Origin of the sequence: Nocardioides halotolerans DSM 19273 (assembly GCF_000422805.1) — a bacterium.
GTDB lineage: Bacteria > Actinomycetota > Actinomycetes > Propionibacteriales > Nocardioidaceae > Nocardioides > Nocardioides halotolerans.
Window position 1 is genome coordinate 201,805 of record NZ_KE383925.1, and the last position, 22,500, is coordinate 224,304.

22 protein-coding genes are annotated in these 22,500 nt (G+C 72.6%); 12 read left to right on the forward strand and 10 right to left on the reverse strand.

Translation table 11 applies throughout. From position 1 onward, the window contains the following. Positions 1-115 precede the first annotated feature (115 nt). Positions 116-829, forward strand: coding sequence for a ferritin-like fold-containing protein (locus G514_RS0121155; RefSeq protein WP_028653376.1), 714 nt, complete (start codon positions 116-118; stop codon positions 827-829). Positions 830-853: 24 nt separating this feature from the next. Here the strand turns inward: G514_RS0121155 and G514_RS0121160 are convergent, their stop codons facing one another. The 3 genes from G514_RS0121160 to G514_RS0121170 are packed head-to-tail and all read right to left on the reverse strand — an operon-like array spanning position 854 to position 2,056. Continuing rightward, positions 854-1,132 carry a GlsB/YeaQ/YmgE family stress response membrane protein gene (locus tag G514_RS0121160; RefSeq protein ID WP_028653377.1) on the reverse strand — a complete coding sequence of 93 codons (279 nt, stop codon included), beginning with the start codon at positions 1,130-1,132 and terminating at the stop codon, positions 854-856. Positions 1,133-1,153: 21 nt separating this feature from the next. Beyond that, entirely contained in the window at positions 1,154-1,378 is a 225-nt protein-coding gene (locus tag G514_RS0121165; protein ID WP_028653378.1) for a DUF3107 domain-containing protein, read from the reverse strand. A 39-nt stretch (positions 1,379-1,417) separates the two neighbouring features. Next, on the reverse strand, positions 1,418-2,056 hold the full coding sequence (locus G514_RS0121170; RefSeq protein ID WP_028653379.1) for a TetR/AcrR family transcriptional regulator: 639 nt from the start codon (positions 2,054-2,056) through the stop codon (positions 1,418-1,420). 187 nt (positions 2,057-2,243) lie between these two features. Here G514_RS0121170 and moeZ point away from each other — a divergent pair, with 187 nt between their 5' ends. Then, entirely contained in the window at positions 2,244-3,452 is a 1,209-nt protein-coding gene (gene moeZ, locus G514_RS0121175) for an adenylyltransferase/sulfurtransferase MoeZ (protein WP_245582294.1), read from the forward strand. Positions 3,453-3,516: 64 nt separating this feature from the next. On the opposite strand, the gene G514_RS0121180 is transcribed toward moeZ, so the two are convergent. Genes G514_RS0121180 through G514_RS0121190 form a run of 3 tightly spaced genes read right to left on the reverse strand, consistent with a single transcriptional unit; the run spans position 3,517 to position 6,967 of the window. Then, a complete protein-coding gene (locus G514_RS0121180) occupies positions 3,517-4,938 on the reverse strand; it encodes a YlbE family protein (protein WP_028653381.1) in 1,422 nt (473 codons plus the stop codon). Then, positions 4,935-6,341, reverse strand: a complete 1,407-nt coding sequence (locus G514_RS0121185; RefSeq protein ID WP_028653382.1) for an AllF/FdrA family protein — start codon at positions 6,339-6,341, stop codon at positions 4,935-4,937. The genes G514_RS0121180 and G514_RS0121185 overlap by 4 nt, the downstream gene beginning before the upstream one ends. Continuing rightward, complete coding sequence (locus G514_RS0121190; protein WP_157545098.1) at positions 6,338-6,967, reverse strand: oxamate carbamoyltransferase subunit AllH family protein; 630 nt, start codon at positions 6,965-6,967, stop codon at positions 6,338-6,340. Before G514_RS0121190 ends, G514_RS0121185 begins: the two co-directional genes overlap by 4 nt. Before the next feature lie 200 nt (positions 6,968-7,167). Here G514_RS0121190 and G514_RS28190 point away from each other — a divergent pair, with 200 nt between their 5' ends. Genes G514_RS28190 through G514_RS0121225 form a run of 7 tightly spaced genes read left to right on the forward strand, consistent with a single transcriptional unit; the run spans position 7,168 to position 15,116 of the window. Next, on the forward strand, positions 7,168-8,538 hold the full coding sequence (locus G514_RS28190; RefSeq protein ID WP_211222202.1) for a uracil-xanthine permease family protein: 1,371 nt from the start codon (positions 7,168-7,170) through the stop codon (positions 8,536-8,538). Further along, on the forward strand, positions 8,535-9,350 hold the full coding sequence (locus tag G514_RS0121200) for an FAD binding domain-containing protein (protein ID WP_028653384.1): 816 nt from the start codon (positions 8,535-8,537) through the stop codon (positions 9,348-9,350). Before G514_RS28190 ends, G514_RS0121200 begins: the two co-directional genes overlap by 4 nt. Continuing rightward, on the forward strand, positions 9,347-9,931 hold the full coding sequence (locus G514_RS28195; protein WP_084152282.1) for a (2Fe-2S)-binding protein: 585 nt from the start codon (positions 9,347-9,349) through the stop codon (positions 9,929-9,931). The genes G514_RS0121200 and G514_RS28195 overlap by 4 nt, the downstream gene beginning before the upstream one ends. A 4-nt stretch (positions 9,932-9,935) precedes the next feature. Then, positions 9,936-12,362, forward strand: coding sequence for an aerobic carbon-monoxide dehydrogenase large subunit (cutA, locus tag G514_RS28200; protein ID WP_051247974.1), 2,427 nt, complete (start codon positions 9,936-9,938; stop codon positions 12,360-12,362). Then, a complete protein-coding gene (locus tag G514_RS0121215; protein WP_028653385.1) occupies positions 12,359-12,988 on the forward strand; it encodes an SRPBCC family protein in 630 nt (209 codons plus the stop codon). The genes cutA and G514_RS0121215 overlap by 4 nt, the downstream gene beginning before the upstream one ends. Continuing rightward, the gene (locus tag G514_RS0121220; RefSeq protein WP_028653386.1) at positions 12,985-14,373 is read left to right on the forward strand and encodes an amidase; all 1,389 of its coding nucleotides are present in this window, start codon (positions 12,985-12,987) and stop codon (positions 14,371-14,373) included. The genes G514_RS0121215 and G514_RS0121220 overlap by 4 nt, the downstream gene beginning before the upstream one ends. After that, complete coding sequence (locus tag G514_RS0121225; protein WP_028653387.1) at positions 14,370-15,116, forward strand: GntR family transcriptional regulator; 747 nt, start codon at positions 14,370-14,372, stop codon at positions 15,114-15,116. The genes G514_RS0121220 and G514_RS0121225 overlap by 4 nt, the downstream gene beginning before the upstream one ends. A gap of 4 nt (positions 15,117-15,120) precedes the next feature. Here the strand turns inward: G514_RS0121225 and G514_RS0121230 are convergent, their stop codons facing one another. Next, positions 15,121-15,369 carry a DUF2630 family protein gene (locus G514_RS0121230; RefSeq protein WP_028653388.1) on the reverse strand — a complete coding sequence of 83 codons (249 nt, stop codon included), beginning with the start codon at positions 15,367-15,369 and terminating at the stop codon, positions 15,121-15,123. Positions 15,370-15,421: 52 nt separating this feature from the next. Here G514_RS0121230 and G514_RS0121235 point away from each other — a divergent pair, with 52 nt between their 5' ends. Genes G514_RS0121235 through G514_RS0121245 form a run of 3 tightly spaced genes read left to right on the forward strand, consistent with a single transcriptional unit; the run spans position 15,422 to position 20,302 of the window. Continuing rightward, a complete protein-coding gene (locus G514_RS0121235; protein WP_028653389.1) occupies positions 15,422-17,530 on the forward strand; it encodes a hydantoinase/oxoprolinase family protein in 2,109 nt (702 codons plus the stop codon). Then, on the forward strand, positions 17,527-19,458 hold the full coding sequence (locus G514_RS0121240) for a hydantoinase B/oxoprolinase family protein (protein WP_028653390.1): 1,932 nt from the start codon (positions 17,527-17,529) through the stop codon (positions 19,456-19,458). The genes G514_RS0121235 and G514_RS0121240 overlap by 4 nt, the downstream gene beginning before the upstream one ends. A gap of 46 nt (positions 19,459-19,504) precedes the next feature. Further along, positions 19,505-20,302 (forward strand): isocitrate lyase/PEP mutase family protein, encoded by a 798-nt coding sequence (locus tag G514_RS0121245; protein WP_028653391.1) that lies wholly within the window; start codon positions 19,505-19,507, stop codon positions 20,300-20,302. A gap of 46 nt (positions 20,303-20,348) precedes the next feature. Here G514_RS0121245 and G514_RS30520 read toward each other — a convergent pair whose 3' ends face one another. The 3 genes from G514_RS30520 to G514_RS0121260 form a co-directional block, all read right to left on the reverse strand. Beyond that, a complete protein-coding gene (locus G514_RS30520) occupies positions 20,349-20,687 on the reverse strand; it encodes a hypothetical protein (RefSeq protein ID WP_028653392.1) in 339 nt (112 codons plus the stop codon). A gap of 98 nt (positions 20,688-20,785) precedes the next feature. Further along, positions 20,786-21,448 (reverse strand): response regulator, encoded by a 663-nt coding sequence (locus G514_RS0121255; protein ID WP_028653393.1) that lies wholly within the window; start codon positions 21,446-21,448, stop codon positions 20,786-20,788. Beyond that, positions 21,445-22,398 (reverse strand): sensor histidine kinase, encoded by a 954-nt coding sequence (locus G514_RS0121260; protein WP_028653394.1) that lies wholly within the window; start codon positions 22,396-22,398, stop codon positions 21,445-21,447. Before G514_RS0121260 ends, G514_RS0121255 begins: the two co-directional genes overlap by 4 nt. Positions 22,399-22,500 lie beyond the last annotated feature (102 nt).

Below are 22,500 nucleotides of genomic sequence, written 5' to 3' on the forward strand. Positions count from 1 at the left end.
GCCGAACTGGAAGATCAGTCAGTTCGGTGCGGCCGACTCACACGTCAACCGCGCACATACCGCGCCGTCCGTTGACGGCGTCTACCAGCATCAATGCTATCGGTAGGGTGCGCGGGTGGCTGAATCAACACCCGAGGAGGCCTCGGAGGCCGTCCCGCTCGTCTTCGAGGACCCGCTCTACCGCGATGCGGTGGTCGACCTGCTCGGAGCGATCTCCTACGGCGAGATCTCGGCCTTCGAGCGGCTCGCCGAGGACGCCCGGATGGCGCCCTCCCTCGAGGACAAGGTCGCGATCGCGACCATGGCGAGCGCGGAGTTCAGCAAGGTCGCGGCCCTGCACGCCCGGATCGCCGAGCTGGGCGCCGACCCGTTCGCCGCGATGGCGCCGTTCCGCGACGCGATCGACCTGTTCCACGCCCACACGGCGCCCGCAGACTGGTTCGAGAGCCTCATCAAGGCCTACGTCGGCGACGGGCTCGCCGACGACTTCTACCGCGAGATCGCGGCATTCCTCGACGCTGACACCCGCGACCTCGTGGTCGCCTCGCTGGACGACGTGGGGCACGCGACGTTCGTGGTCGGCCGGGTGCGGGCCGCGATCGGGGCCGACCCGCGGCTCGGCGGGCGGCTGGCCCTGTGGGGACGCCGCCTGATGGGGGAGGCGCTCACCCAGGCGCAGCGGGTCGCCGCGGAGCGCGACGCGCTGTCCGCCCTGCTCGCCGGCGGCGTCGACCGCCCGGGCCTCGACCTGGCCGCGATCGGCCGGATGTTCACCCGGCTCACCGAGCGGCACGCCGAGCGGATGGCCGAGCTCGGCCTCGCGTCGTAGCCCCGAGCTGTCGGGTCCGCCCGCTCAGACCCGCTGGCGGCGGCCCATCAGGCGCGCCGCGGCGATGACGAGGAGGGCGGCGACGCCGACCTGCCAGATGTGGCGCCACCAGTCGAGGCCGCGGGTCTGGCTGTCGAAGTCGAGGACCTCGACGTAGATCCAGTTGCCCAGGAAGACGCCTCCGACGCCGCACAGGACCGTGGCCCACAGGGGGATGTCGCGGTCACCCGGCGCGATCCACTTGCCCAGCAGGCCGATGATCGCGCCACCGATGAGCGCCCAGAGAATGGTGCCGACACCCATGGTCTGCTCCTCGCGCGCGACCTAGCTGCGGAACCCGACGGTCCCGGCCACGCCGGTGCCGATCTCGACGTAGGCGACCTTGCCGGCGGGTACGACGACCCGGCGGCCCTTGGTGTCGGTCAGGGCGAGCATGCCGCCCTCGTTGGTCAGCGCCTCGCCGACGAGCTTCTCGACCGCGTCCGCGGTCTCGTTGACCTCCACCACCAGCTCGCGCTGGGCCTGCTGGACGCCGATCTTGACCTCCACGGTCATTCCTCCTCGGAAAGTGAGACGAAAGGTCTCGGGTCAGTGCTCGTCGGTCAGGGGGTAGCCACGGATCCCCCGCCAGGCCAGCGCCGCGACCAGGGCGGCCGCGTCGGACCGCTCGATGCCACCGGCCTCCGTGAGCCAGAACCGCGCGCTGACCTGCGCCATTCCCACCAGCGAGACCGCGAGCAGCCGCGACTGCTCGTCGGAGAGGCCGGTGTCCTCGTGGATCACCTCGGCGACGAGGGCGGCGGTCTCGGTCGTGACCCGCTCGACCATCTCGCGCACGGCCGGCTCGTTGGTCAGGTCGGACTCGAAGACCAGGCGGAACGCGCCGGTGTCGCTGGCGACGTAGTCGTAGAAGACCGCCATCGTGGCCTCGACGCGCTGCTTGTTGTCCTGGGTCGACTCCAGCGCCGCGCGGGTGTTGGCGATGATCGTGTCGCAGGAGTGGTCGAGCAGCGCGAGGTAGAGGTCGAGCTTGCCCGGGAAGTGCTGGTAGAGCACCGGCTTGGACACCCCGGCCCGGTCGGCGATGTCGTCCATCGCGGCGGCGTGGTAGCCCTGCGCGACGAACACCTCCAGCGCCGAGGACAGCAGCTGCGCTCGTCGTTCGCGCCGCGGCAGCCGCCCCCCACGCGGGCGAGCCGCGTCGACGTCGTACTGCCCGGTACTCACGGTCGAGACCCTACCCAAGGTGCCACCGGTGCGCCTGACCGGATGACGGGACGTGTCGGGGCGTGCGCCGTGGCGCGGCGACGATGGAGGTGACCAAGGGGGTGACCGAGGACCCGCCTCGGGAACACACCGGCCCACCCGCGGCGTTCACCCGAGGTCACCGCCGAGACCGCACCGAGGAGCATCCGTGCCCAACCACCAGCTGGCCCCGCTCGTGGAGCCCGCCGACGAGCTCACCATCGACGAGGTGCGGCGCTACAGCCGCCACCTGATCATCCCCGACGTCGGGATGGCGGGTCAGAAGCGGCTGAAGAACGCCAAGGTCCTCGTGATCGGCGCCGGCGGCCTCGGCAGCCCCGCGCTGCTCTACCTCGCCGCGGCCGGAGTCGGCACGCTCGGCATCGCGGAGTTCGACGAGGTCGACGAGTCCAACCTGCAGCGCCAGATCATCCACCAGCAGTCCGACATCGGTAAGTCCAAGGCCCAGTCGGCCAAGGAGTCGGTGCTCGAGACCAACCCGTACGTCGAGGTCGTCCTCCACGAGGAGCGGCTCGACAACGACAACGTGATGCAGGTCTTCGAGGGCTACGACCTGATCGTCGACGGCACCGACAACTTCGCGACCCGCTACATGGTCAACGACGCGGCGTACTTCCTCGGGATCCCCTACGTGTGGGGCTCGATCTACCGCTTCGACGGCCAGGCCTCGGTCTTCGCGCCGACGCTGGCCGAGGACGCCCCCTGCTACCGGTGCCTCTACCCCGAGCCCCCGCCGCCCGGCATGGTCCCGAGCTGCGCCGAGGGCGGCGTGCTGGGCGTGCTGTGCGCGTCCATCGGCTCGATCCAGGTCAACGAGGCGATCAAGCTGATCACCGGCATCGGCGACCCCGCGGTCGGCCAGCTCGTGATCTACGACGCCCTCGAGCTGAGCTGGCGCAAGCTGCGCGTCCGCAAGGACCCCCAGTGCGCGCTCTGCGGTGAGAACCCCACCGTCACCGGCCTCATCGACTACGAGACCTTCTGCGGCGCGGTGTCCGACGAGGCCGCCGAGGCCGCCGCCGGCTCGACGATCTCGGTCGTCCAGCTCGAGCACATGCTCAAGGAGCGCGCCGAGGGCACCCGCGACTTCGTGCTGGTCGACGTCCGCGAGCCCAACGAGTACGAGATCAACCAGATCCCGGGCGCGGTCCTGATCCCCAAGGGCGAGTTCCTCAACGGCAACGCCCTCGAGCAGCTGCCGAGCGACAAGCAGATCGTCATGCACTGCAAGACCGGCGTCCGCTCGGCCGAGACCCTGGCGATCGTGAAGGGCGCCGGGTACGCCGACGCCGTCCACGTCGGCGGCGGCATCGCCGCCTGGGTCAACCAGATCGACCCCAGCCAGCCCAGCTACTGAGTTGAGTCGGGACCTCCGCCGGTCGAATCGCCGGATTCGACCGTCACAAGTCCCGACTCGACTGTCACAAGTCCCGACTCGACCGGCGGAAGTCCCGACTCAACTCCGCCAGCCGGGTCAGGGCCTTCGGGAAGATCTCGGCGGGTGGGGTGACCAGGCCGGCGCCGACCTGGCCGACGCCGGCCTTCTTGCCGGCCATGCCGGTGTTGATCTGGGGCAGGATGCCGGTGCGGCACACCTTGGTCACGTCGATGCCGGTCGGCGTGCCCTGGAACTCGAGGATCGGCACCGACCAGCGCGGGTTCTCGCCGAGGGTGATCTCGTGCATCCGCCGGGTGGTCGCCAGCGCGTCGGGCACCGACCCGCCGACGAACCGCACGATGGCCGGAGCGGTGGCCATCGCGAACCCGCCGATGCCGGCGGTCTCGGTGATCGCCGAGTCGCCGATGTCGGGGTTGGCGTCGTCCGGCCCGTAGTCGCCGAGGAAGAGGCCGTCGGCGAGCTGGGCCGGGCCGGTGAACCACTCGTCGCCGGTGCCGGCCACCTGGATGCCGAAGTCGGTGCCGTTGCGCGCCATCGCCACGACCATGGTGGAGCCGTCGATGCCGCGCGCGGCGTCGAGCGCGAGCTTGCACGCGGGCATCGCGAGGTTGAGGAAGAAGTGGTCGTTGCCGCCGATGAAGCGGAGTGCCTCTGACACGTCTCCCGTTTCGAACCCGGTGGTGACCATCGCGGGGGAGAGGTCCCGCAGCAGCATGAGCGTGCCGGCGCGGTTGCGGTTGTGGGCCTCGTCGCCCATCTGCAGCATCTGGGTGAGGATGCCGGTCACGTCGATCGGGCCGGCGCCGTCGCGCACCGTGCGCACGGCTGACTGGAGCAGCGGACCCAGCACGTCGCCCATCCAGCGCAGCCGGGTGAGCACCTCGGGGCCGTAGGCGCCGTAGCGGAGCACCTTGCCGAGGCCCTCGTTGAGCGAGCAGAACGTACGCCGGCCGGTGGCGGCGTCCTCGAGCACCCACAGCCACATCGACGGCGTCACGACGCCGGCCATCGGACCGACGGCCGACCGGTGGTGGCAGGGCTCCAGGGAGACCGACGTGTCGGCCTCGAACAGCGCCACGGCGTCCTCCGGGTCGTCGACCAGACCCTCCAGCGCGGCACCGCCCATCAGCGCGCCCCGCAGCGGACCCGACGCCCGCTCCCACTCGACCGGCGGCCCGGCGTGCAGGAACTGCCCCTTCTCGAGCCCGAGCAGCTCGGAGGCCGGCGCCACGTCGACGAGGGTGGCGGTCACCTCCAGCACCGCCGCGAGAGCACGGGCGTTGGCGGCCGCGCGGCGCGGGTCGGCGGCGACGGTCGCCAGGTCGGTCTCGGTGCCCTCCATCGGCGGCCGCCAGTCGACGCGGGTGACCGGCACCGCCTGGTCGGCGACGGCGTCCGCCAGGAGGTCTGCTCCGACGTTGACGACGGCGGCGGGAGTGCTCACGAGAGGTGTCCGATCAGCTCGACGGCCCGGCGGGTGGCGCCGGCGTTGGACAGGTGGACCTCGGCGCCGGCCTCCGCGAGGGCCCGGACCTGGCGGTCGAGACCCTGGGGGTCGGCCGCGGTGCCGACGACGCTGACGACGACCGGCGGACGTACGCCGGACAGCGCGGGTGCCAGCGCCGCTGCCGGGTCGGGCTCGGCGCCGTGGCCCAGCACGACGTCGAGCAGGAGCACCGCCGTGTCGGGGTCCTCCGCGGCGCGGTGCAGGTGCTCGAGCCGCAGCGTCGGGTCGATCATCGGGTGCGCCCGCCCGGTCGTGTAGGCGTCGTCGCCGAAGTCGACGAACGTGTGGCCGGCGTCGTCGCCGAGGAGGCCGGTGGCGACGATCCTCGCCTCGCTCGCCATGGTCCCGCCGACGAACAGGCCACGCAGGTAGCGCCCGCCCGACGGCGCACCGGCCGAGCCGACGACCGGCCACGAGGGCACCTCCCGGCCCAGCCGGGACAGCACCGCCTCGGTCGCCTGGGTGAGGTCGGGGTGCCCGGCGCCGAGCAGCGCGAGCTCGACGGGGGTGCCGAGCGAGGCCGCGGCGTCGCGGACCTCGGCCTCGACCTCCGGCGCCGGAGGCTTGGAGATCACGACCACGAGCTCGACCCCCGCGTCGGCGTCCAGCCGGCGCAGGGCCTCGCGCGTGGCGAGCCCGCCGACCTCGGCGGAGAGGTCGCGGCCGCCGACGCCGAGCGCGTGGGTGACTCCCACCCCTGCGCGGTCGAGGAGCGCCAGCACCTGCTGGCAGCCCGTGCCGGACGCCGCGACGATGCCGACCGGGCCGGGCTCGACGACGTTCGCGAAGCCGAGGCCGAGGCCGCCCACCACGGCCGTGCCGCAGTCCGGACCCATCACGAGCAGCCCCCGCTCGGCAGCCGCCTCCTTGAGCCGGACCTCCTGCTCGACCGGGACGTTGTCGCTGAAGACCATCACGTCGTGGCCGGACTCGACGGCGTCCATCGCCTCGACGAACGCGTTCGCGCCCGGCACCGAGACCAGCGCGACCCCCTCGGGCGCGCGCCGGAACGCCGCCGCCGTCGTGCGCGGGGCGGCCTCCTCGGTGGCGCCGGAGGCCCGGCGCTGGGTGGACTCCGCGAGCGCCCGCTCGACGCCGGCCAGCGCCGCGTCGAGCGAACCGTCCTCGGCGAGCCGCACCGCGACCACCATGTCGTTGGGCGTCGCCTCCGCGGGTACGTCGAAGCCCATCTCGGTCAGCACCTCGACGTTCAGGGCGGTCGCCATGGCGACCTGCGCCGCGGCGACGCCCGCGATGCCCTGGACGGTGCGGCTCACCTGGAGGAGCGTCACCGAGTCGGCGTAGGCGCCCCTCCTGAGCTCGACGTGTGTCTGGGTCACGCTGCCACCCTCTCAAGCCCCGACAGCGCGAGGCGCGCGCCCTCCACCAGGCCGCGTCCGGACGTGTGCCCGATCCGCTCCACGTCCTCGACCGGACCGGTGCCCGCCAGCCAGGCGTTGAACGCCGGCACCGCCTCGCCCGCCATCGCGCACTCGAGCAGCGTCGCGGAGAGCAGCGTCGTGGTGGGCGCGAGGGCGCGCACCGCCTCGTCGACCGCCGGCGTCGGCACGCCCGCCGCCCGGGTCACCGCCAGCCAGCCGCACAGGACGTCGTCGCCGTACGGCGTCAGCCCGCCTCCGCGGCCCACGAGCGCAGCGACGTCGACCGGGCCGGGCGTGCCCCTCATGGGGAGGCGCGGCACCGTCACGTCGACGACCCGGCCGACCACGAGGGGCGTGTCGTCGAAGTGGAGCACGCCGCCGCGCACCGAGGCGCTCACGACGTCCGGCAGCAGGTCGAGGGTCGTCCGCAGCGCGCACGGCACCGCCGTGGCGCGGGTGCCGACGACGCCGACGCACCGGCCCGCCACGTCGACGTACACCGCGTCCGGGCCGCGGTGCAGCACGCTCGCCGCCGCGTCGCCGACCGACCGCAGGTGCGCCGCCACGCGCGGCGGCGTGCTCACCGGGATCACCTCAGGGAATCTATCGCCCCGCCGGCCCGGCAGACGTCGTCGCCGCCTGGCACCTCGTGCCGACTCGAGCTCGTCGGTCGCGACACCTACCGACGGGTAACGCGCAGGTCACACCACTGGGGTGGTGGCGGGTGTCTCATGTGCAGCATCGGTTCGTGCCGCTCGGGGGTGCGCCAGCGAAAGGACTCAGCATGTCGATGTTCAAGTGGGACGTGGTCGATCCGGGGCCGGGCGAGCCGGTCGCACCCAACCAGCGGCTCCCCTGGGGCAAGACGGTGGGCGTCGGTGCCCAGCACGTCGTCGCGATGTTCGGCGCCACCTTCGTCTTCCCGCTCGTCATGGGGCTGGACGCCAACCTCGCGATCATGTTCTCGGGCATCTGCACCATCCTGTTCCTGCTCATCACCACCAACAGGGTGCCGAGCTACCTGGGGACCAGCGCGTCGTTCGTCGGCGGTGTCGTCGCGATCCGCACCCAGGGCGGTGACTCCGCGGACGTCACCGGCGCGATCATGATCGCCGGCCTGGTGCTCCTCGCCGTGGGTGTGCTCGTCCACTTCGCCGGTTCAGGGCTGATCCACAAGATCCTGCCACCGGCCGTGACCGGTGCGGTCGTCATGCTCATCGGCTTCAACCTCGCGCCGGTGGTGGCCGACATCTACTGGCCGCAGGACCAGTGGGTGGCGCTGCTGACGGCCACGTTCATGGTGTGTGCCGCGGTGCTGCTGCCGGGGTTCTGGGCCCGCATCGCCGTGCTCCTGGCGCTGGTGTTCGGCTACCTCATCTCGTGGCTGTTCGACGGGGTCTTCGGACAGATCAACTCGGTGCTGGGCGGTGCCACGGAGGCGACCGACCACGACCGCGTCAGCATGGCCGGCGTCAAGGCGGCGGACTGGGTCGGACTGCCGAGCGGCACGCTCAGCGACGGCGTCGACGTCGTGCACGCGCCGAGCTTCTCGATGACGTTCATCCTGCTCGTGCTGCCCGGCGTGATCGCCCTGATCGCGGAGAACACCGGCCACGTGAAGGCGGTCGCGGAGATGACCGGCGACGACCTCGACCCCTACATGGGCCGGGCCATCGGCGCCGACGGCTTCGCCACCGCGCTCGCCAGCCTGTTCGGCGGGTCGCCGACCACGACATACGCCGAGAACATCGGTGTCATGGGGGCCACGCGGGTCTACTCCACCGCGGCCTACTACGTCGCCGGTGTGGTCGCCATCCTCCTCGGCCTGTGCCCCAAGTTCGGGGCGATCGTCAACGCGACTCCCGGCGGCGTCCTCGGCGGCATCACCGTGGTGCTCTACGGCATGATCGGCCTCGTCGGCGCGAAGATCTGGGTCGAGAACCGCGTCGACTTCGGCAACCCGGTCAACCTCGTCGGCCTGGCCGCGGGGCTCATCGTCGGCATCGGCGACGTCACGCTGAAGATCACCGACGACTTCTCGCTGACCGGCATCGCGCTCGGCACGATCCTGGTCATCGTCTTCTACCACCTGGTCAACCGTGGGAGCCGCGGTGGCACGGAGACAGGGGCCCATGAGGTAACAAGGGCACTGTGAAACCAGCCCCCTTCGCCTATCGCCGACCAGGGTCGCTCGCCGATGCGGTGGCGGCCCTGGCCGGTGATGCGGGGGCCAAGGTGCTGGCCGGCGGCCAGAGCCTGGTCCCGTTGCTCTCGATGCGGCTCGCTGCGCCCTCGATGCTCGTGGACATCAACGCGATCCCTGGCCTCGACACGATCACGGCCGACGACATCGGGGTGACGGTGGGGGCGCTGGCCCGGCACGCCGACGTGCTGGCCAGCGACGACGTACGCCGCGTGCAGCCCCTCGTCCCGATGGCCCTCTCGCGCGTCGCGCACGCCACCATCCGCAACCGCGGCACGACGGTCGGCTCGCTCGTGCACGCCGATGCGGCGGCCGAGATGCCGGTCGTGCTCACCCTGCTCGGCGGCTCGCTGGAGGTGGTGGGCCCGAGCGGCTCCCGCACCGTGCCCGCCCACGAGCTCTACGTCGGGCCGCTCGAGTGCTGCCTGCACCACGACGAGATCGCGGTCTCGGCGTTCTTCCCCGCCCTCGCCCCGGGTGCGGGCGTGGCCTTCGACGAGATCGCGCGCCGGCACGGCGACTACGCGCTGGTCGGCGCGGCCGCGCTGGTCGACGGCGACTCGGTCAAGGTCGGCTACCTCTCGGTCGCGGACGTGCCGACGGTCGTCGACCTCTCCGGCGTGCCCGACGACCGGCTCGGTGACGTCGCGCTGGAGCACCTCGACCCGGCCGACGACGTGCACGCCACCGCCGACTACCGCGCCCAGCTGGTGCGGGTGCTGACCGCGCGCGTGGTTCGATCTGCGCGGGAGGGCACCAGATGACCGAGGAGCGGCACGACGTCGTGCTGACCGTCAACGGCACCGCGCACCCCGTGCGCGTGCCGGGGCGGCGGCTGCTGTCCGACGCGCTGCGCCACGACCTCGGGCTCACCGGCACCCACGTCGGCTGCGAGCACGGCGTCTGCGGCGCCTGCACCGTGCTCGTCGACGGCCGCCCGGTGCGGTCGTGCCTGATGTTCGCGGTCTCGGCGCAGGACAGCGAGATCACGACCGTCGAGGGGCTGACCGGGTCGGACGGCTCGCTGGGCCCGGTGCAGCAGGCGTTCCTGGAGTGCCACGGCCTGCAGTGTGGCTTCTGCACCCCGGGGTTCCTCACCACGATCACCGCCGGGCTGCGCGACAACCCCTCGCCCACGCACGAGGAGGCCCGCGACATGGTCGCCGGCAACCTGTGCCGCTGCACCGGCTACCAGAACATCGTCAAGGCCGTGGAGCGCGCCGCCGAGCTGGCGCGCGACGGCGCGCCGCGGGTCCACCCCGCGGATCCGCCCGAGCCGGAGTCGGGGCAGCTCGCCTACGAGGAGCGCGACGACGACAACGCCTCGACCGGGCTGGGCGGGTGACCACATGACCACCAAGCTGATGGGCCAAGCGGTCCAGCGGGTCGAGGACCAGCGGTTCCTGCGCGGCCAGGGGCGCTACGTCGACGACGTCGCGCTCGGCACCGCCACGCTGCACGCCGCCGTGCTGAGGTCGCCGCACGCGCACGCCCGGATCGTCGACATCGACGTGTCCGAGGTGCTGGACGTCGAGGGGGTCCACGCGGTGTGGACCTACGACGACCTCGAGGGCCCGATGGCCGAGCCGCTGCCGCTCCTCATCCCGCACCCTGCGCTCACGCACGGGCGCACGCAGTACGCGCTGGCCAACGGCGAGGTCAACTACGTGGGCGAGGCGGTCGCGTTCGTCGTCGCCGACGACCGCTACGTCGCTGAGGACGCCGTCGACCGCATCCGGGTCGACTACGAGCTGCTGCCACCGGTGGTCGGCATCCCGGCGGCGCGCGCGGCCGAGCGGCTGGTACACGACGACGTGCCCGGCAACGTCGGCGCCCGCCTGGAGCAGAACGTCGGCGACGCCAGGGCCGCGATCGCCGCGGCGCCGCACCGGCTCGCGCTCGACCTGACGGTCGAGCGCAGCGCCTGCCAGCCGATGGAGGGCCGCGGCACCGTCGCCCGCTGGGACCCCGACCTCAACCGGCTGCAAGCCTGGACCTCCACCCAGACCTCCACCGGCGTCCGCGCCGCGATCGCGGTGAAGCTCGGCCTCGACCTCGGCCAGGTCGACGTCATCACCCCCGACGTCGGTGGCGGGTTCGGGGTGAAGATCAACCACCCGTGGCCCGAGGAGCTGCTGGTGCCGCTGGCCGCCAAGACGCTGGGCCGCACGGTGAAGTTCACCGAGGACCGCCGCGAGCACTTCATCTCCACCGCCCACGAGCGCGGCCAGGAGCAGCACATCGAGGTGGGCTTCGACGACGACGGGCGGCTGCTCGGGCTCGACGTGGAGTTCTGGCACGACCACGGCGCCTACACGCCGTACGGCCTCATCGTCCCGATCATCACCTCGACCCAGCTGCTCGGCCCCTACAAGCCGCGGAGCTACCGCGTCGTCTTCGAGTCGCTCTACACCAACACGGTGATGGTGACGCCCTACCGCGGGGCCGGCCGCCCGCAGGGCTGCTACGCGATGGAGCGGACGATGGACGCCATCGCGAGCTACCTCGGCAAGGACCGCGCCGAGGTCCGCGCGGCCAACTTCATCCAGCCCGACGAGTTCCCCTACGACCACGGGCTGGTCTTCCAGGACGGGCGCGAGCTGGAGTACGACTCCGGCGACTACCCCGCCTCGCTCGAGAAGCTCAAGACACTGGTCGGGTGGGACGAGTTCCCGCAGTTCCGGGCCGAGATGGCCGCGCAGGGTCGCCGGGTCGGCATCGGGCTCGCGTGCTACGTCGAGGGCACCGGGGTGGGCCCCTACGAGGGCGCGCACGTCCACATCGAGACCTCGGGCAAGGTGAAGGTCGCCACCGGCCTCACCACCCAGGGGCAGGGCCACGCGACGGTGTTCGCGCAGCTGGTCGCCGACGAGCTCGGCGTGCGGTTCGAGGACGTCGAGGTCGTCACCGGCGACACCCGCCGGATGCCGTACGCCGTCGGCACCTTCGCCTCGAGGGCCGCGGTGATGAGCGGCTCGGCGATCCACCTCGCCGCCAAGCGCGCGAAGGAGAAGGTGCTCAAGATCGCCGCCGACGCGCTCGAGGTCGACGAGAAGGACCTCCAGATCGCCGACGGCGTGGTGTCGGTCAAGGGCGCTCCCCCCGACAGCGTCGGCGCCTCGATCGACCTCGGCACCGTCTCCGTGCTCTCCAACCCGCTGCGCTACGCCTTCGACGAGGCGTCCAAGGCGGCCACCCAGTTCCAGGTCGGCGACCCGGGCAAGCCGCCGGTGGCGGAGGACGACGAGCCCGGTCTCGAGGGCCGCGACTTCTACTCGCCGGAGCGGGCGACGTTCGCCTCCGGCATGCACGCGGTGATCGTCGAGACCGATCCCGAGACGGCCGAGATCTCGATCCTGAAGTACGCCGTCGTCCACGACTGCGGCAACCTCATCAACCCGATGATCGTCGAGGGCCAGATCCACGGCGGCGTCGCGCAGGGCGTCGGCGGCGCGCTCTACGAGCGGATGGCCTACGACGAGTCGGGGCAGCTGCTCAACGCGTCGTTCATGGACTTCCTGATGCCCTACGTCACCGAGGTGCCCGACGGCATCGACATCGACCACGTCGAGACGCCCTCGCCGCTCAACCCGCTCGGCATCAAGGGCGCCGGCGAGGCCGGGGTGATCCCGTCTGCGGCGGTGTTCGCCGCGGCCATCGAGGACGCCGAGGGCATCCCGATCACCGCCATGCCCATCTCTCCCTCGGACCTGTTCGCGCTCCGCCGGTCGGTGGGGCAGGCTCGGGACCAGTCGGACGCGAAGGAACGCCCATGAAGATCTCCGGTGCCAACGTCGTCGACCAGCCCGTCGAGAAGGTCTGGGAGGCGATCCTCGACCCGCGGGTGCTCGTCGCCACGATCCCGGGCTGCGAGCGCCTCGAGGAGACGGGCGACCACCAGTACGCCATGACCGTCAACGCCGGCGTGGCCGCGATACGCGGCACCTACAACGGGTCGTGCTCGCTCTCCGACCTCCGCGAGCGCGAGTCGCTGGTGATGACCCTCCAGGGCTCGGGCGCCCCCGGCACCGTCGACGCCACGGTCCAGGTGCGCTTCACCGAGCCGGCGCCCGGCCGGACCGAGATCGCCTACGACGCGGATGCGGTGGTGGGCGGCATGGTCGGGGGAGTCGGCCAGCGCATGCTCAGCTCGGTCTCCAAGCGGATGGCGGGCGAGTTCTTCGCCAACGTCGGGCACGCCATCTCGGCGCCTCCCGGGTCGGCGTCCGCGACGCAGGCCGTCGTCGCCTCCTCGTCGGACGCCGGCGCGCAGGTGTTCACCGCACCGGCGAGGCCCGGCGGCATCTCGTCTCGTGACGACTTCGTCAAGGGCATCGCGGTCGGCGCCGGGCTGGTCGTGCTCGGTGTCGTCATCGGCGGGATCTTCGGTCGCCGGCGGTGACCCTCACCGCCGAGTCGACCGCACGCGAGCAGGCGGCCGCCGTACGCCGCACGGAGATCTCCGCCCGCGAGCTGCTCGACCTCCACCTGGCCCGCATCGCCGAGCGCAACCCCGAGCTCAACGCGATCGTCAGCCTCGACGAGGAGCGGGCGCGCGAAGGCGCCGCCCACGCCGACGAGCGGCTGGCGCGGGGCGACGAGGTCGGCCCCCTCCACGGGCTGCCGTTCGCCTTCAAGGACACCCACGCCGTGGCCGGCTGGCGGACGACGTTCGGCTCCCCGCTGTTCAAGGACTTCGTGCCCGAGCAGGACGAGCTGCTCGTCGAGCGGATCCGCGCGGCCGGGGTGGTCGTGATCGGCAGGACCAACGTGCCCGAGTTCGCGGCCGGGTCGCACACGTTCAACACGATCTTCGGTACGACGCTCAACCCCGTCGACCCGACCCGCTCCGCCGGCGGCTCCTCCGGGGGCGCCGCCTGCGCGCTCGCGGCCGGCATGGTCCCGCTGGCGGACGGCTCCGACATGGGTGGCTCGCTGCGCAACCCCGCGTCGTTCTGCGGCGTCGTCGGCCTGCGGCCGAGCCTGGGCCGGGTGCCGCAGTGGCCGCTCTACAACCAGTGGGAGACCACCTCGGTGGGCGGTCCGCTCGCCCGCAACGTCGGCGACCTCGCGCTGCTGCTCAGCGTCATCGCCGGACCCGACCCGCGGGCGCCCCAGGCGCTCGGCGACCCGGGCGTCGTGTTCGCGCCGCCGGTCAGCGGCTCCCTGGCCGGGCTGCGCGTCGCGGTCGCGCCCGACCTCGGCGGCCAGCTCGAGGTCGACGCCGAGGTCGCCACGGTGGTCGGCCGCTCCGCGGACGTCCTGGCCGGGGCCGGCGCGACGGTCTCCTCGGCGTACCCCACGCTCACCGAGGCCGACGACACCTTCCGCACCCTCCGCGCGTGGCACTTCCAGGCGATGTTCGGCGCGCTGCTGGCCGAGCACCCCGACGCCTTCAAGTCCTCGCTGGCCGACAACATCCGCGCGGGGGAGCACCTGACCGGCGCCGACGTCGCCCGCGCCTACCGCCAGCGCACCTCGCTCTCCGAGAGGATGCGGGAGTTCTTCGCCGACCACGACCTGCTGGTCCTGCCCGCCGCGCAGGTGCCGCCGTTCCCCGCCGACCAGGAGTTCCCGACCGAGATCAACGGCAGGGCCCTCGACACCTACCTCGACTGGATGCGGGCCTGCTACCTGATCACCGTCACCGGCTGCCCCGCGATCTCCGTTCCCTTCGGGCGGACGCCGGACGGCCTGCCCGTCGGTGTCCAGCTCGTGGCGCCGCACGGAGCCGACCGGTTCCTCCTCGAGGTCGCCGCGGCGCTCGAGGCCGAGGTCGCGCCGTGACCGCCGACGAGGAGGCCGACCAGTACGTCCGCGACGGCATCCCGGCGTTCGTGGCGGTCTACGACCGCATCCTCGAGCTCGTGCGCGGGCTCGCCCCCGCCGACCCGCTGCCCGGGGAGGTCGCCCTGGCGGGCGACCTCGGGGTCACCCGGGCGCTCGTGAGGGAGGCCCTGCTCCTGCTCGAGGAGGACGGCAAGGTCTCGCGCGAGCGGGGGCTGTGGAGGGTCGCGCCGGTCGTCGAGCCGGCGGCGTTCACCGACAGCTTCCACCGCATGCTCGGCGGGCGGGCGCGACCGGTCCGCCGCCTGCTGGTCGGCATCGAGGACGGCAGCCACTGGTCGCACGAGCTGCTGCGCGCGCAGACCCGGGTCCTCGTGTGGGAGACGGTCTTCGAGCACGACGACGTGCTGCTTGCCTCCACGCTCGAGATGATGGCGCTCGCCGCCGTGCCGCCCGAGCTGGTCGAGGAGCTTGACCGCGAGAAGCACGACCTCACGCAGTGGCCGACGATGCTCGAGGCGCTCGGCGCCGACCGCCGCGCTCGGCTGACCGCGGAGCTCTGGCGGCTCTCGCCGATCTCGCGCGCCACCGAGCGGCTCTCGTGGATGGAGCTGCCGCTGCACGGCATCCCCGCGGCACTGACCGTCGTGCTGGCCGAGGACGGCGTGCCGGTCTACCTCGCCAAGAACATCCTCGACCTCGGCACCTTCGACCTGGTCGTCGACCAGCTCGGTCCGGCGTGAGCGGTCAGCCCAGGTAGGTCTCCACCGTGCCCGGGTCGCGCACGGCGGCGTCGTCCGCGCTCTCGCCGTACTCCCGCTTCGCGCGGCGCTGCCGCAGCAGGTCCCAGCACTGGTCGAGCTCGACCTCGATGTCCTTGAGCCGCGCGTGCTCGTCGTCGGCAGTGATCTCGCCGGCCTGGAGCGAGGCACGCAACCGGTGCTCCTCGTCGATGAGCGAGCTGATCCTGCCCTGGATGTCGCTGTCCTCCGCCATGGAGCAAGTGTGCACCCGTCGCGCCACCTCGCGGGCCTGACAGAGTGGCCCCATGGCGCGCCGCATCCGCATCGGCATCGACACCGGAGGCACGTTCACCGACGTGGTCGCCTTCGACGAGGACACCGGTGAGCTGGTCACCACCAAGACCCCGTCGACGCCCGGCAACCCGGCCGACGGCTTCCTGGCCGGCATCGACAAGGTGCTCGGGCTGCTCGGGGCGACCGGCGCCGACATCGACGCGGTGTCGCACGGCACCACCGTCGCGACCAACCAGCTGCTCGAGGGCAAGGTCGACCGGCTCGGGTTCGTGACCAACACCGGCTACGAGGCGATGCTCGAGATCGCCCGGCAGTCGGTGCCCGACGGCTACGGCAACAGCTACTTCTGGGTCAAGCCCGACCGGATCGTGCCTCGCGATCTGGTCAAGGGCGTCGAGGGCCGGCTGGACGTGAACGGCGACGAGGTGCGGCCCTTCGACGAGGGCGGCGCGCGGGCCGTCGCGCGGTGGTTCCGCGACCACGGCGTCGACACGCTCGGGGTGTGCTTCCTGCACGCCTACGCCGACCCGGTGCACGAGGAGCGGATGCGGCAGGTCCTCCGCGAGGAGCACCCCGACGCCGTCGTGTCGCTCTCCAGCGAGGTGCTGCGCGAGTACCGCGAGTACGAGCGCGCGATGACGACGCTCGTCGACGCCGCCGTCAAGCCGCGCCTCTCGGCCTACGTCAACAACATCAAGGCGCGCCTCACGTCGTACGACGACCGGGTCATCCCGTTCTACGTGATGAAGTCGAACGGCGGCGTGCTCTCGGCCGACGAGGTGGTGCACCAGCCGATCACCACCGTGCTGTCCGGGCCGGCGGCGGGTGCGCTGGGCGCGGCGCTGATCGCGAAGGTCGCGGGCTTCGACCGCGTGCTGACCTCCGACGGTGGCGGCACGTCGACCGACGTGTCGGTCGTGATCGACGGCGAGCCCACGCTCACGACGGAGGGCTCGGTCGGGGCGTTCCCGTCGAAGATCCCGATGATCGACGTCGTCACGGTCGGTGCGGGCGGCGGCTCGATCGCCTGGCTCTCGCCCGAGGGCACGCTCAAGGTCGGCCCGCAGTCGGCGGGCGCGGACCCCGGCCCCCTCTGCTACGGCAAGGGCGGCACCGAGGTCACGATCACCGACGCCCACGTCGTGCTCGGCCGGATCCCGCCGCACCTGCTCGGCGGGGAGATCCCGCTCGACGTCGACGCCGCTCGGGCCGGGGTCGAGGCGCTCGCCTCCGAGCTGGGCCTCTCGCCGGAGGCCTGCGCCACCGGCATCCTCGAGATCTCGGCCTGGAACCAGGCCAACGCCCTGCGCCAGGTCACGGTCAAGCGCGGGCTCGACGTCCGCGACTTCACGCTGACGACGTTCGGCGGCTCCGGGTCGCTGCTGCTGTGCCGGCTGATGGACGTGCTCGGCATCCCGACCGTGCTGGTGCCGCCCAACCCGGGCAACGTCTCGGCGTTCGGGCTGCTCACGGTCGACGTGAAGAACGACTACGTGCAGACCCACGTCGCCCTGGCCTCGGCGCTCGACCCGGCCACGGTCGCGGCGGCGTACGACCAGCTCGCCACGCGCGCCGCCGAGGCGCTCGCGAAGGAGGGCTTCGCGCCCGAGCAGCACCAGTTCGCCCGGACAGCCGACCTGCGCTACTTCGGCCAGGCCTTCGAGGTGCGCGTCGCGGTGCCGGACGGCCCGGTCGACGCGGCCGTGCTCGCCCAGGTCGCCGACCGCTTCCACGCCGAGCACCGGGCGCTCTACGGCTACGACTTCTCCCGAGACCCCACCCAGCAGGTCGAGTGGGTCAACCTCCGTGTCTCCGGCATCGGTCCGATCCGGCGGCCCGAGATCCGCCGCCATTCGCCGTCGAGTGACCCAGATGGCAGGTCTGGGAACGCTCCCGACCTGCTGAATGGGTCACTCGACGGAGGGCGGAGGGTCTGCTTCGAGGCCGAGCAGGGGTACGTCGACACGCCGGTCGTGCAGCGGAGCACGCTCGCCCCGGGGCAGCAGGTCGCGGGGCCGGTGATCATCGAGGAGTTCGGGTCGACGGTGCCGGTGCACCCCGGCTTCGGGGTGCGGGTCGACGAGTACCTCAACCTGATCGTGACGAGGGAGGACGCGTGAGCGACAGCAGGAGGGCGCCGACCCAGTTCCCCTACGGCCACCTCACCGCGGACGCCGGCGCCGGCGCCGACCTGGTGCTGGTCGAGATCGTCCAGGGCTCGCTGGCCTCGGTCGAGATGGAGGTCGAGACCGCGATCGGGCGCACCAGCCGCAGCCCCATGATCCGCGACGCCCACGACTTCCGCGCCGGCATCCACGACCGGCTGCTGCGCAAGCTGACCGGGCGCTCGTACTCCGCGCTCGTCCACCCCGTCGCGCGCGACTTCCCGCTCGAGGAGATGCGCGAGGGCGACGTCTTCTTCCACAACGACGTCTACCGCTCCGAGGGCGGCATCGGCCACCTGCCCGACCTGTGCGTGACGGTGCCGGTCTTCAGCGGCGGCCGGGTCGTGGCCTTCGTCCAGGCGTTCGGCCACCACGACGACATCGGCGGCGCCGTGCCCGGCTCGATGCCGAGCCACGCGACGAGCGTCTTCGAGGAGGGCCTGATGGTCCCCCCGATCCGGCTCTGGGACGCCGGGGTGCCCAACCGCGCGGCGCTCACGATCATGACCCGCAACTCCCGGATGCCCGAGTCGCTGGCCGCCGACCTCGACGCGGAGTGCTCGGCCTGCCTGATGGGCGCGCGCCGGCTGGGCGAGCTGTTCGACCGGTACGGCGTCGAGACGGTCGAATCGTGCTTCGACGCGATCCTGAGCCGGACGACGGAGACCTACCGGCGCGAGATCCTCGGCAAGATCCCGGTCGGCACCTGGGTCTGGGAGGACTACGCGGAGCACGACGGCGTCGACGAGCCGATGCTGCACACCCAGCGGATCACGCTGACCCGCACGGCCGCCGACGACCCTGGTGCTGATGGGCAGAGTGGCGAGCGGCTGATCCTCGACTTCGGCGGCACCAGCCCGCAGGCCAAGGGACCCATCAACCACGTCGGCGACGCCAGTGACGGGGTCTTCCTCAAGAAGTGGCTGGCGCCGATCCTGCGCAACCTCGCCGACACCCCCGAGCGGATGGCCGAGCTCGACGTCAACGAGGGCATCGTGCCGCTGATCGAGATGCGGTTCCCGCCGCCCGGGACGCTCCTGACGCCGGTCTTCCCGGCGCCCACCAACGCCCGCACCTTCGTGATCCTGCGCCTGCTCGGCGTGCTCGCCGGGGTCGTGGCCAAGGCCGTCGACGGCCGGATGCCGGCCGACCAGGAGACGATCCGCTACACCGGCGTCTACGGCGAGGACCTCGAGGGCCGGCCCTACCTCATGCGCGAGGTGCTCGGCGGCGGCTCAGGAGGCCGCTACTACGCCGACGGCGAGGACACGATCCATGTCGTACCCGACTCGCGGAACCTGCCCACGGAGTTCACCGAGGCGCGGTTCCCGTTCCGGGTCGAGTCGCTGTCCCTCGCCGTCGACAGCGGGGGAGCCGGGCAGTTCCGCGGCGGCCTGGGCTACGAGAAGCACATCCGGATGCTCAAGGACGGCCACTTCATGTCCATCGCGGACCGCTCGATCCTCGCGTGCTGGGGCGTGAAGGGCGGCAAGGCGGGCCGGCCGTTCGAGGTCACGATCGACCCCGGCGGCCCCGCCGAGCGCGAGGTCGACGCGCTCGCCGACGCCGAGCCGGTCAAGGCCGGCGAGGTGATCCGCATCCGCACGACCGGGGGCGGTGGCTGGGGCAACCCGCTCGAGCGCGACCCGGCCCTCGTCGTTCGCGACGTGGTCTGGCGCAAGGTGTCACCGGAGGCGGCGCTGGCCGACTACGGCGTGGTGCTCACCGGCTCGCTGGACGACGACTCGCTGTCACACGACGCCGCGGCGACCGACGCCGAGCGTGCGGCCCGCCCGGCGCCCACCGAGGCGTTCTTCGACCGCGGCCCGGGCTACGCCCGCCTGTCCGGCGGCCCGGCCCACGCCGAGGTCGACGTCCTGTAGCGCTCCCGCCCCGACCGTGGTCGGCGGCCGGGCCTACCGTGGGGCGGTGACCTCCGCGGCTGACTTCCTGGCGCTCCACCACGGCACCGGCCTCGTGCTCCCCAACGCCTGGGACGCCGGCTCCGCCCGCATCCTCGAGCAGGTCGGCTTCCCGGCGATCGCCACCACCAGCGCGGGGATCGCGTGGGCGTGCGGTCTGCCCGACGGCGGACACCTCGACGCCGAGACGATGCTCGAGCACGTCGGCCGCATCGTCGCCGCGGTGGGCGTCCCCGTGAGCGCCGACCTCGAGTCGGGCTACGGCGCGACCCCCGACGACGTCGCGCGCACCGTGACGTGTGCCGTCGAGGTCGGCGTGGTCGGCGCCAACCTGGAGGACCAGGTCGGCGGCACGCTGTTCCCCATCGACGAGGCCGTCGAGCGCATCGCTGCCGCGCGGGCGGCCGCCCCGGCCGGGACCTTCGTGATCAACGCGCGCACCGACACGTGGTTCGGCGGCACCACCGGCGACGTGTTCGACGAGACGGTCGAGCGGGCGACGCGCTACGCCGAGGCGGGCGCCGACTGCGTGTTCGTGCCGGGTGTCTCCGACGAGAACGACGTCCGGCGCCTGGCCGCCGCCGTTCCCGCCCCGCTCAACATCGTCGCCGGGCTGGCGAGCACGACCGACGCGCCCACCCTCTTCTCGCTCGGGGTCAAGCGGGTCAGCCTGGGCGGCAGCCTCACCCGGGCCGCCCTCAGCTTCCTCGAGCGGGCCGGTCGCGAGCTGCTCGACTCCGGCACGCTGGGCTTCCTCGACGGCGCCGTGTCCTACGCCGACCTGCAGCGCCGCTTCGGCGCCTGAGCGGGCAGCCGCGGCCGCGTCGCCCCTGCGTGGCCGCTCGGGTCCTTCAGGCGAACCGCTTCCGCTGCTGCTTGACGAACGACCGACCCTTCTTCCGGGTGCGGCGGGCCGCCCTCGTCAGCTTCTTGGTGTCGACGCTGGGAGCCGCGTCCCGCGCCTTCCCCGCGCTGCGCCGAGCCGACTTGCCCAGCTCGGCCACCGGGTGGCGGACCTTGCGGGGGACCATCAGCGTCATCGCGTAGGAGAACAGCTTCTTCGACAGCATCAGCACCGGAATGCCCAGGGGCAGCAGGATCAGGGTCACGCTCAGGAGCACGCCCACCAGGCCCAGGACACCGGCAAGGATCCACAGCACGGACCCCACGAGAGCACGGAGAATACGCATCTCGCTCACCTCCCTCTCCGCGAGAGCGGTACCCACTCGGCCACGGGAGGTCGGGGCGCGCTCCGGCGACACCCGCACGACGAGGGTGCGCCCGGGCCTCACGGCTCGATGAGGCCGGCCCTGATCGCGTAGCGGGTCAGCTGGGTGCGGTCCCGCATGTCGAGCTTCGCCAGGATGTTGGCGCGGTGCCGCTCGACGGTCTTGACCGCGATGGTCAGCTCGCGGGCGATCTCCTTCGACGACGACCCCTCGGCGATCAGCTTCAGGACCTGGTCCTCGCGCTCGGTCAGCACCGTCGACGGCACCCGCTCCCCGCGCCGCAGCCGCCCCAGGTAGTCGCGGACCAGCGCACTCATCGCTCCGGGGTAGACGAACGCCTCGCCGCGCAGCGCGGCCCGGCAGGCGCCGACCAGGTCCTCGTCGGCGACCGACTTCAGGACGTAGCCGCACGCGCCGACCTTCAGCGACTCGAAGAAGTACTGCTCGTTGTCGTGCATCGAGAGCATCAGCAGCTTCGGTGGCTGGGAGCCGGTGCGCGCGCGGCCGATCTCGCGTGCGGCCTGGAGGCCGGTCATCCGGGGCATGGCGATGTCGAGGACCACCAGGTCCAGCGGCGTACGCCGTGCCACCTCGACCGCCTCGGCGCCGTCTCCGGCCTCGGCGACGACGGTCAGGTCGGGCTCCTGCTCGAGGATCAGGCGCACACCGCGGCGCACCAGGGCGTGGTCGTCGGCGAGCAGCAGCCGCGCCGGCGCGGTCACGAGGGTCCGACCGCGAGGGGTACGGCGAGCCGCACCGTGGTGCCCTGCCCCGGACGACTGGTGATCCGCAGGTCACCCCGGACCAGCCGACTGCGCTCGTGCATGCCCCGAAGCCCGGCGCCGGACGTGGACGCGTCGAACCCGATGCCGTCGTCCGCCACCTCGAGCACCAGCCCCTCGCCGATCCTGACCAGGGACAGGGTGACCTGCTTCGCGCGGGAGTGCCGGGCGGCGTTGGTGAGCGCCTCCTGCGCGACGCGGTAGACCACCAGCTCGGTGTCGCTGGCCAGCCCGGGCAGCCCCGGGGCGATCACGCGTCGCACCTCCGCCGGGTGGTGCCGGCCGAGGTCGTTGGTCAGCGCGGCGAGCGCGCTGGTCAGCCCGAGGTCCTCGAGCACCCCGGGTCGCAGCCGGCGGGCGACCCGGCGTACGTCGTCGAGACCGTCGCGGACGCTCTCGCGCAGCACCGCCACCTCCGCGGCCTGCGCCGCGGGGACCTGACCCTCGAGCTGCTTGAGCCCGAGCAGCACCACGGTGAGGTGCTGGCCGACCTCGTCGTGCAGCTCCTGCGCGATGCGGTGCCGCTCGGCCTCCTGCGCCGCGAGCGCCTTGGCGTTGCTGGTGCCCTGCTCCTCCTCGAGCCGGTCGAGCATCGCGTTGAACCCGTCCACCAGGCTGCGTCCGGGGCCTGAGGGCGGCGCGGCGAGGCGACCGTCAGGGCCAGTGAGGTCGACGTACGCCATCGCGCGGACCACCCGGTCGACGGGGGCCAGGCTCGAGCGCAGCAGCAGCGCGTTGGTGAGCAGGATCGCGGCCAGGCCGCCCGCCAGCACCAGCACCTCGGAGGCGACGGTGCTCCGGCTCACGCTCATCGGGCCCAGCACCAGCGCCAGCAGGGCGAGGCAGAGCACCACGCCGTTGATGAGGACGACCTTCCAGTACAACCGCACGACGCCAGCCTCTCCGAGAGCGGCGGCCGGGCCAAGGGAGCGGGACCCGTCAGGGCGGAGATGGGTGGCAGCACCCATTCAGTCCGGCCCGTCGGCCTCGAA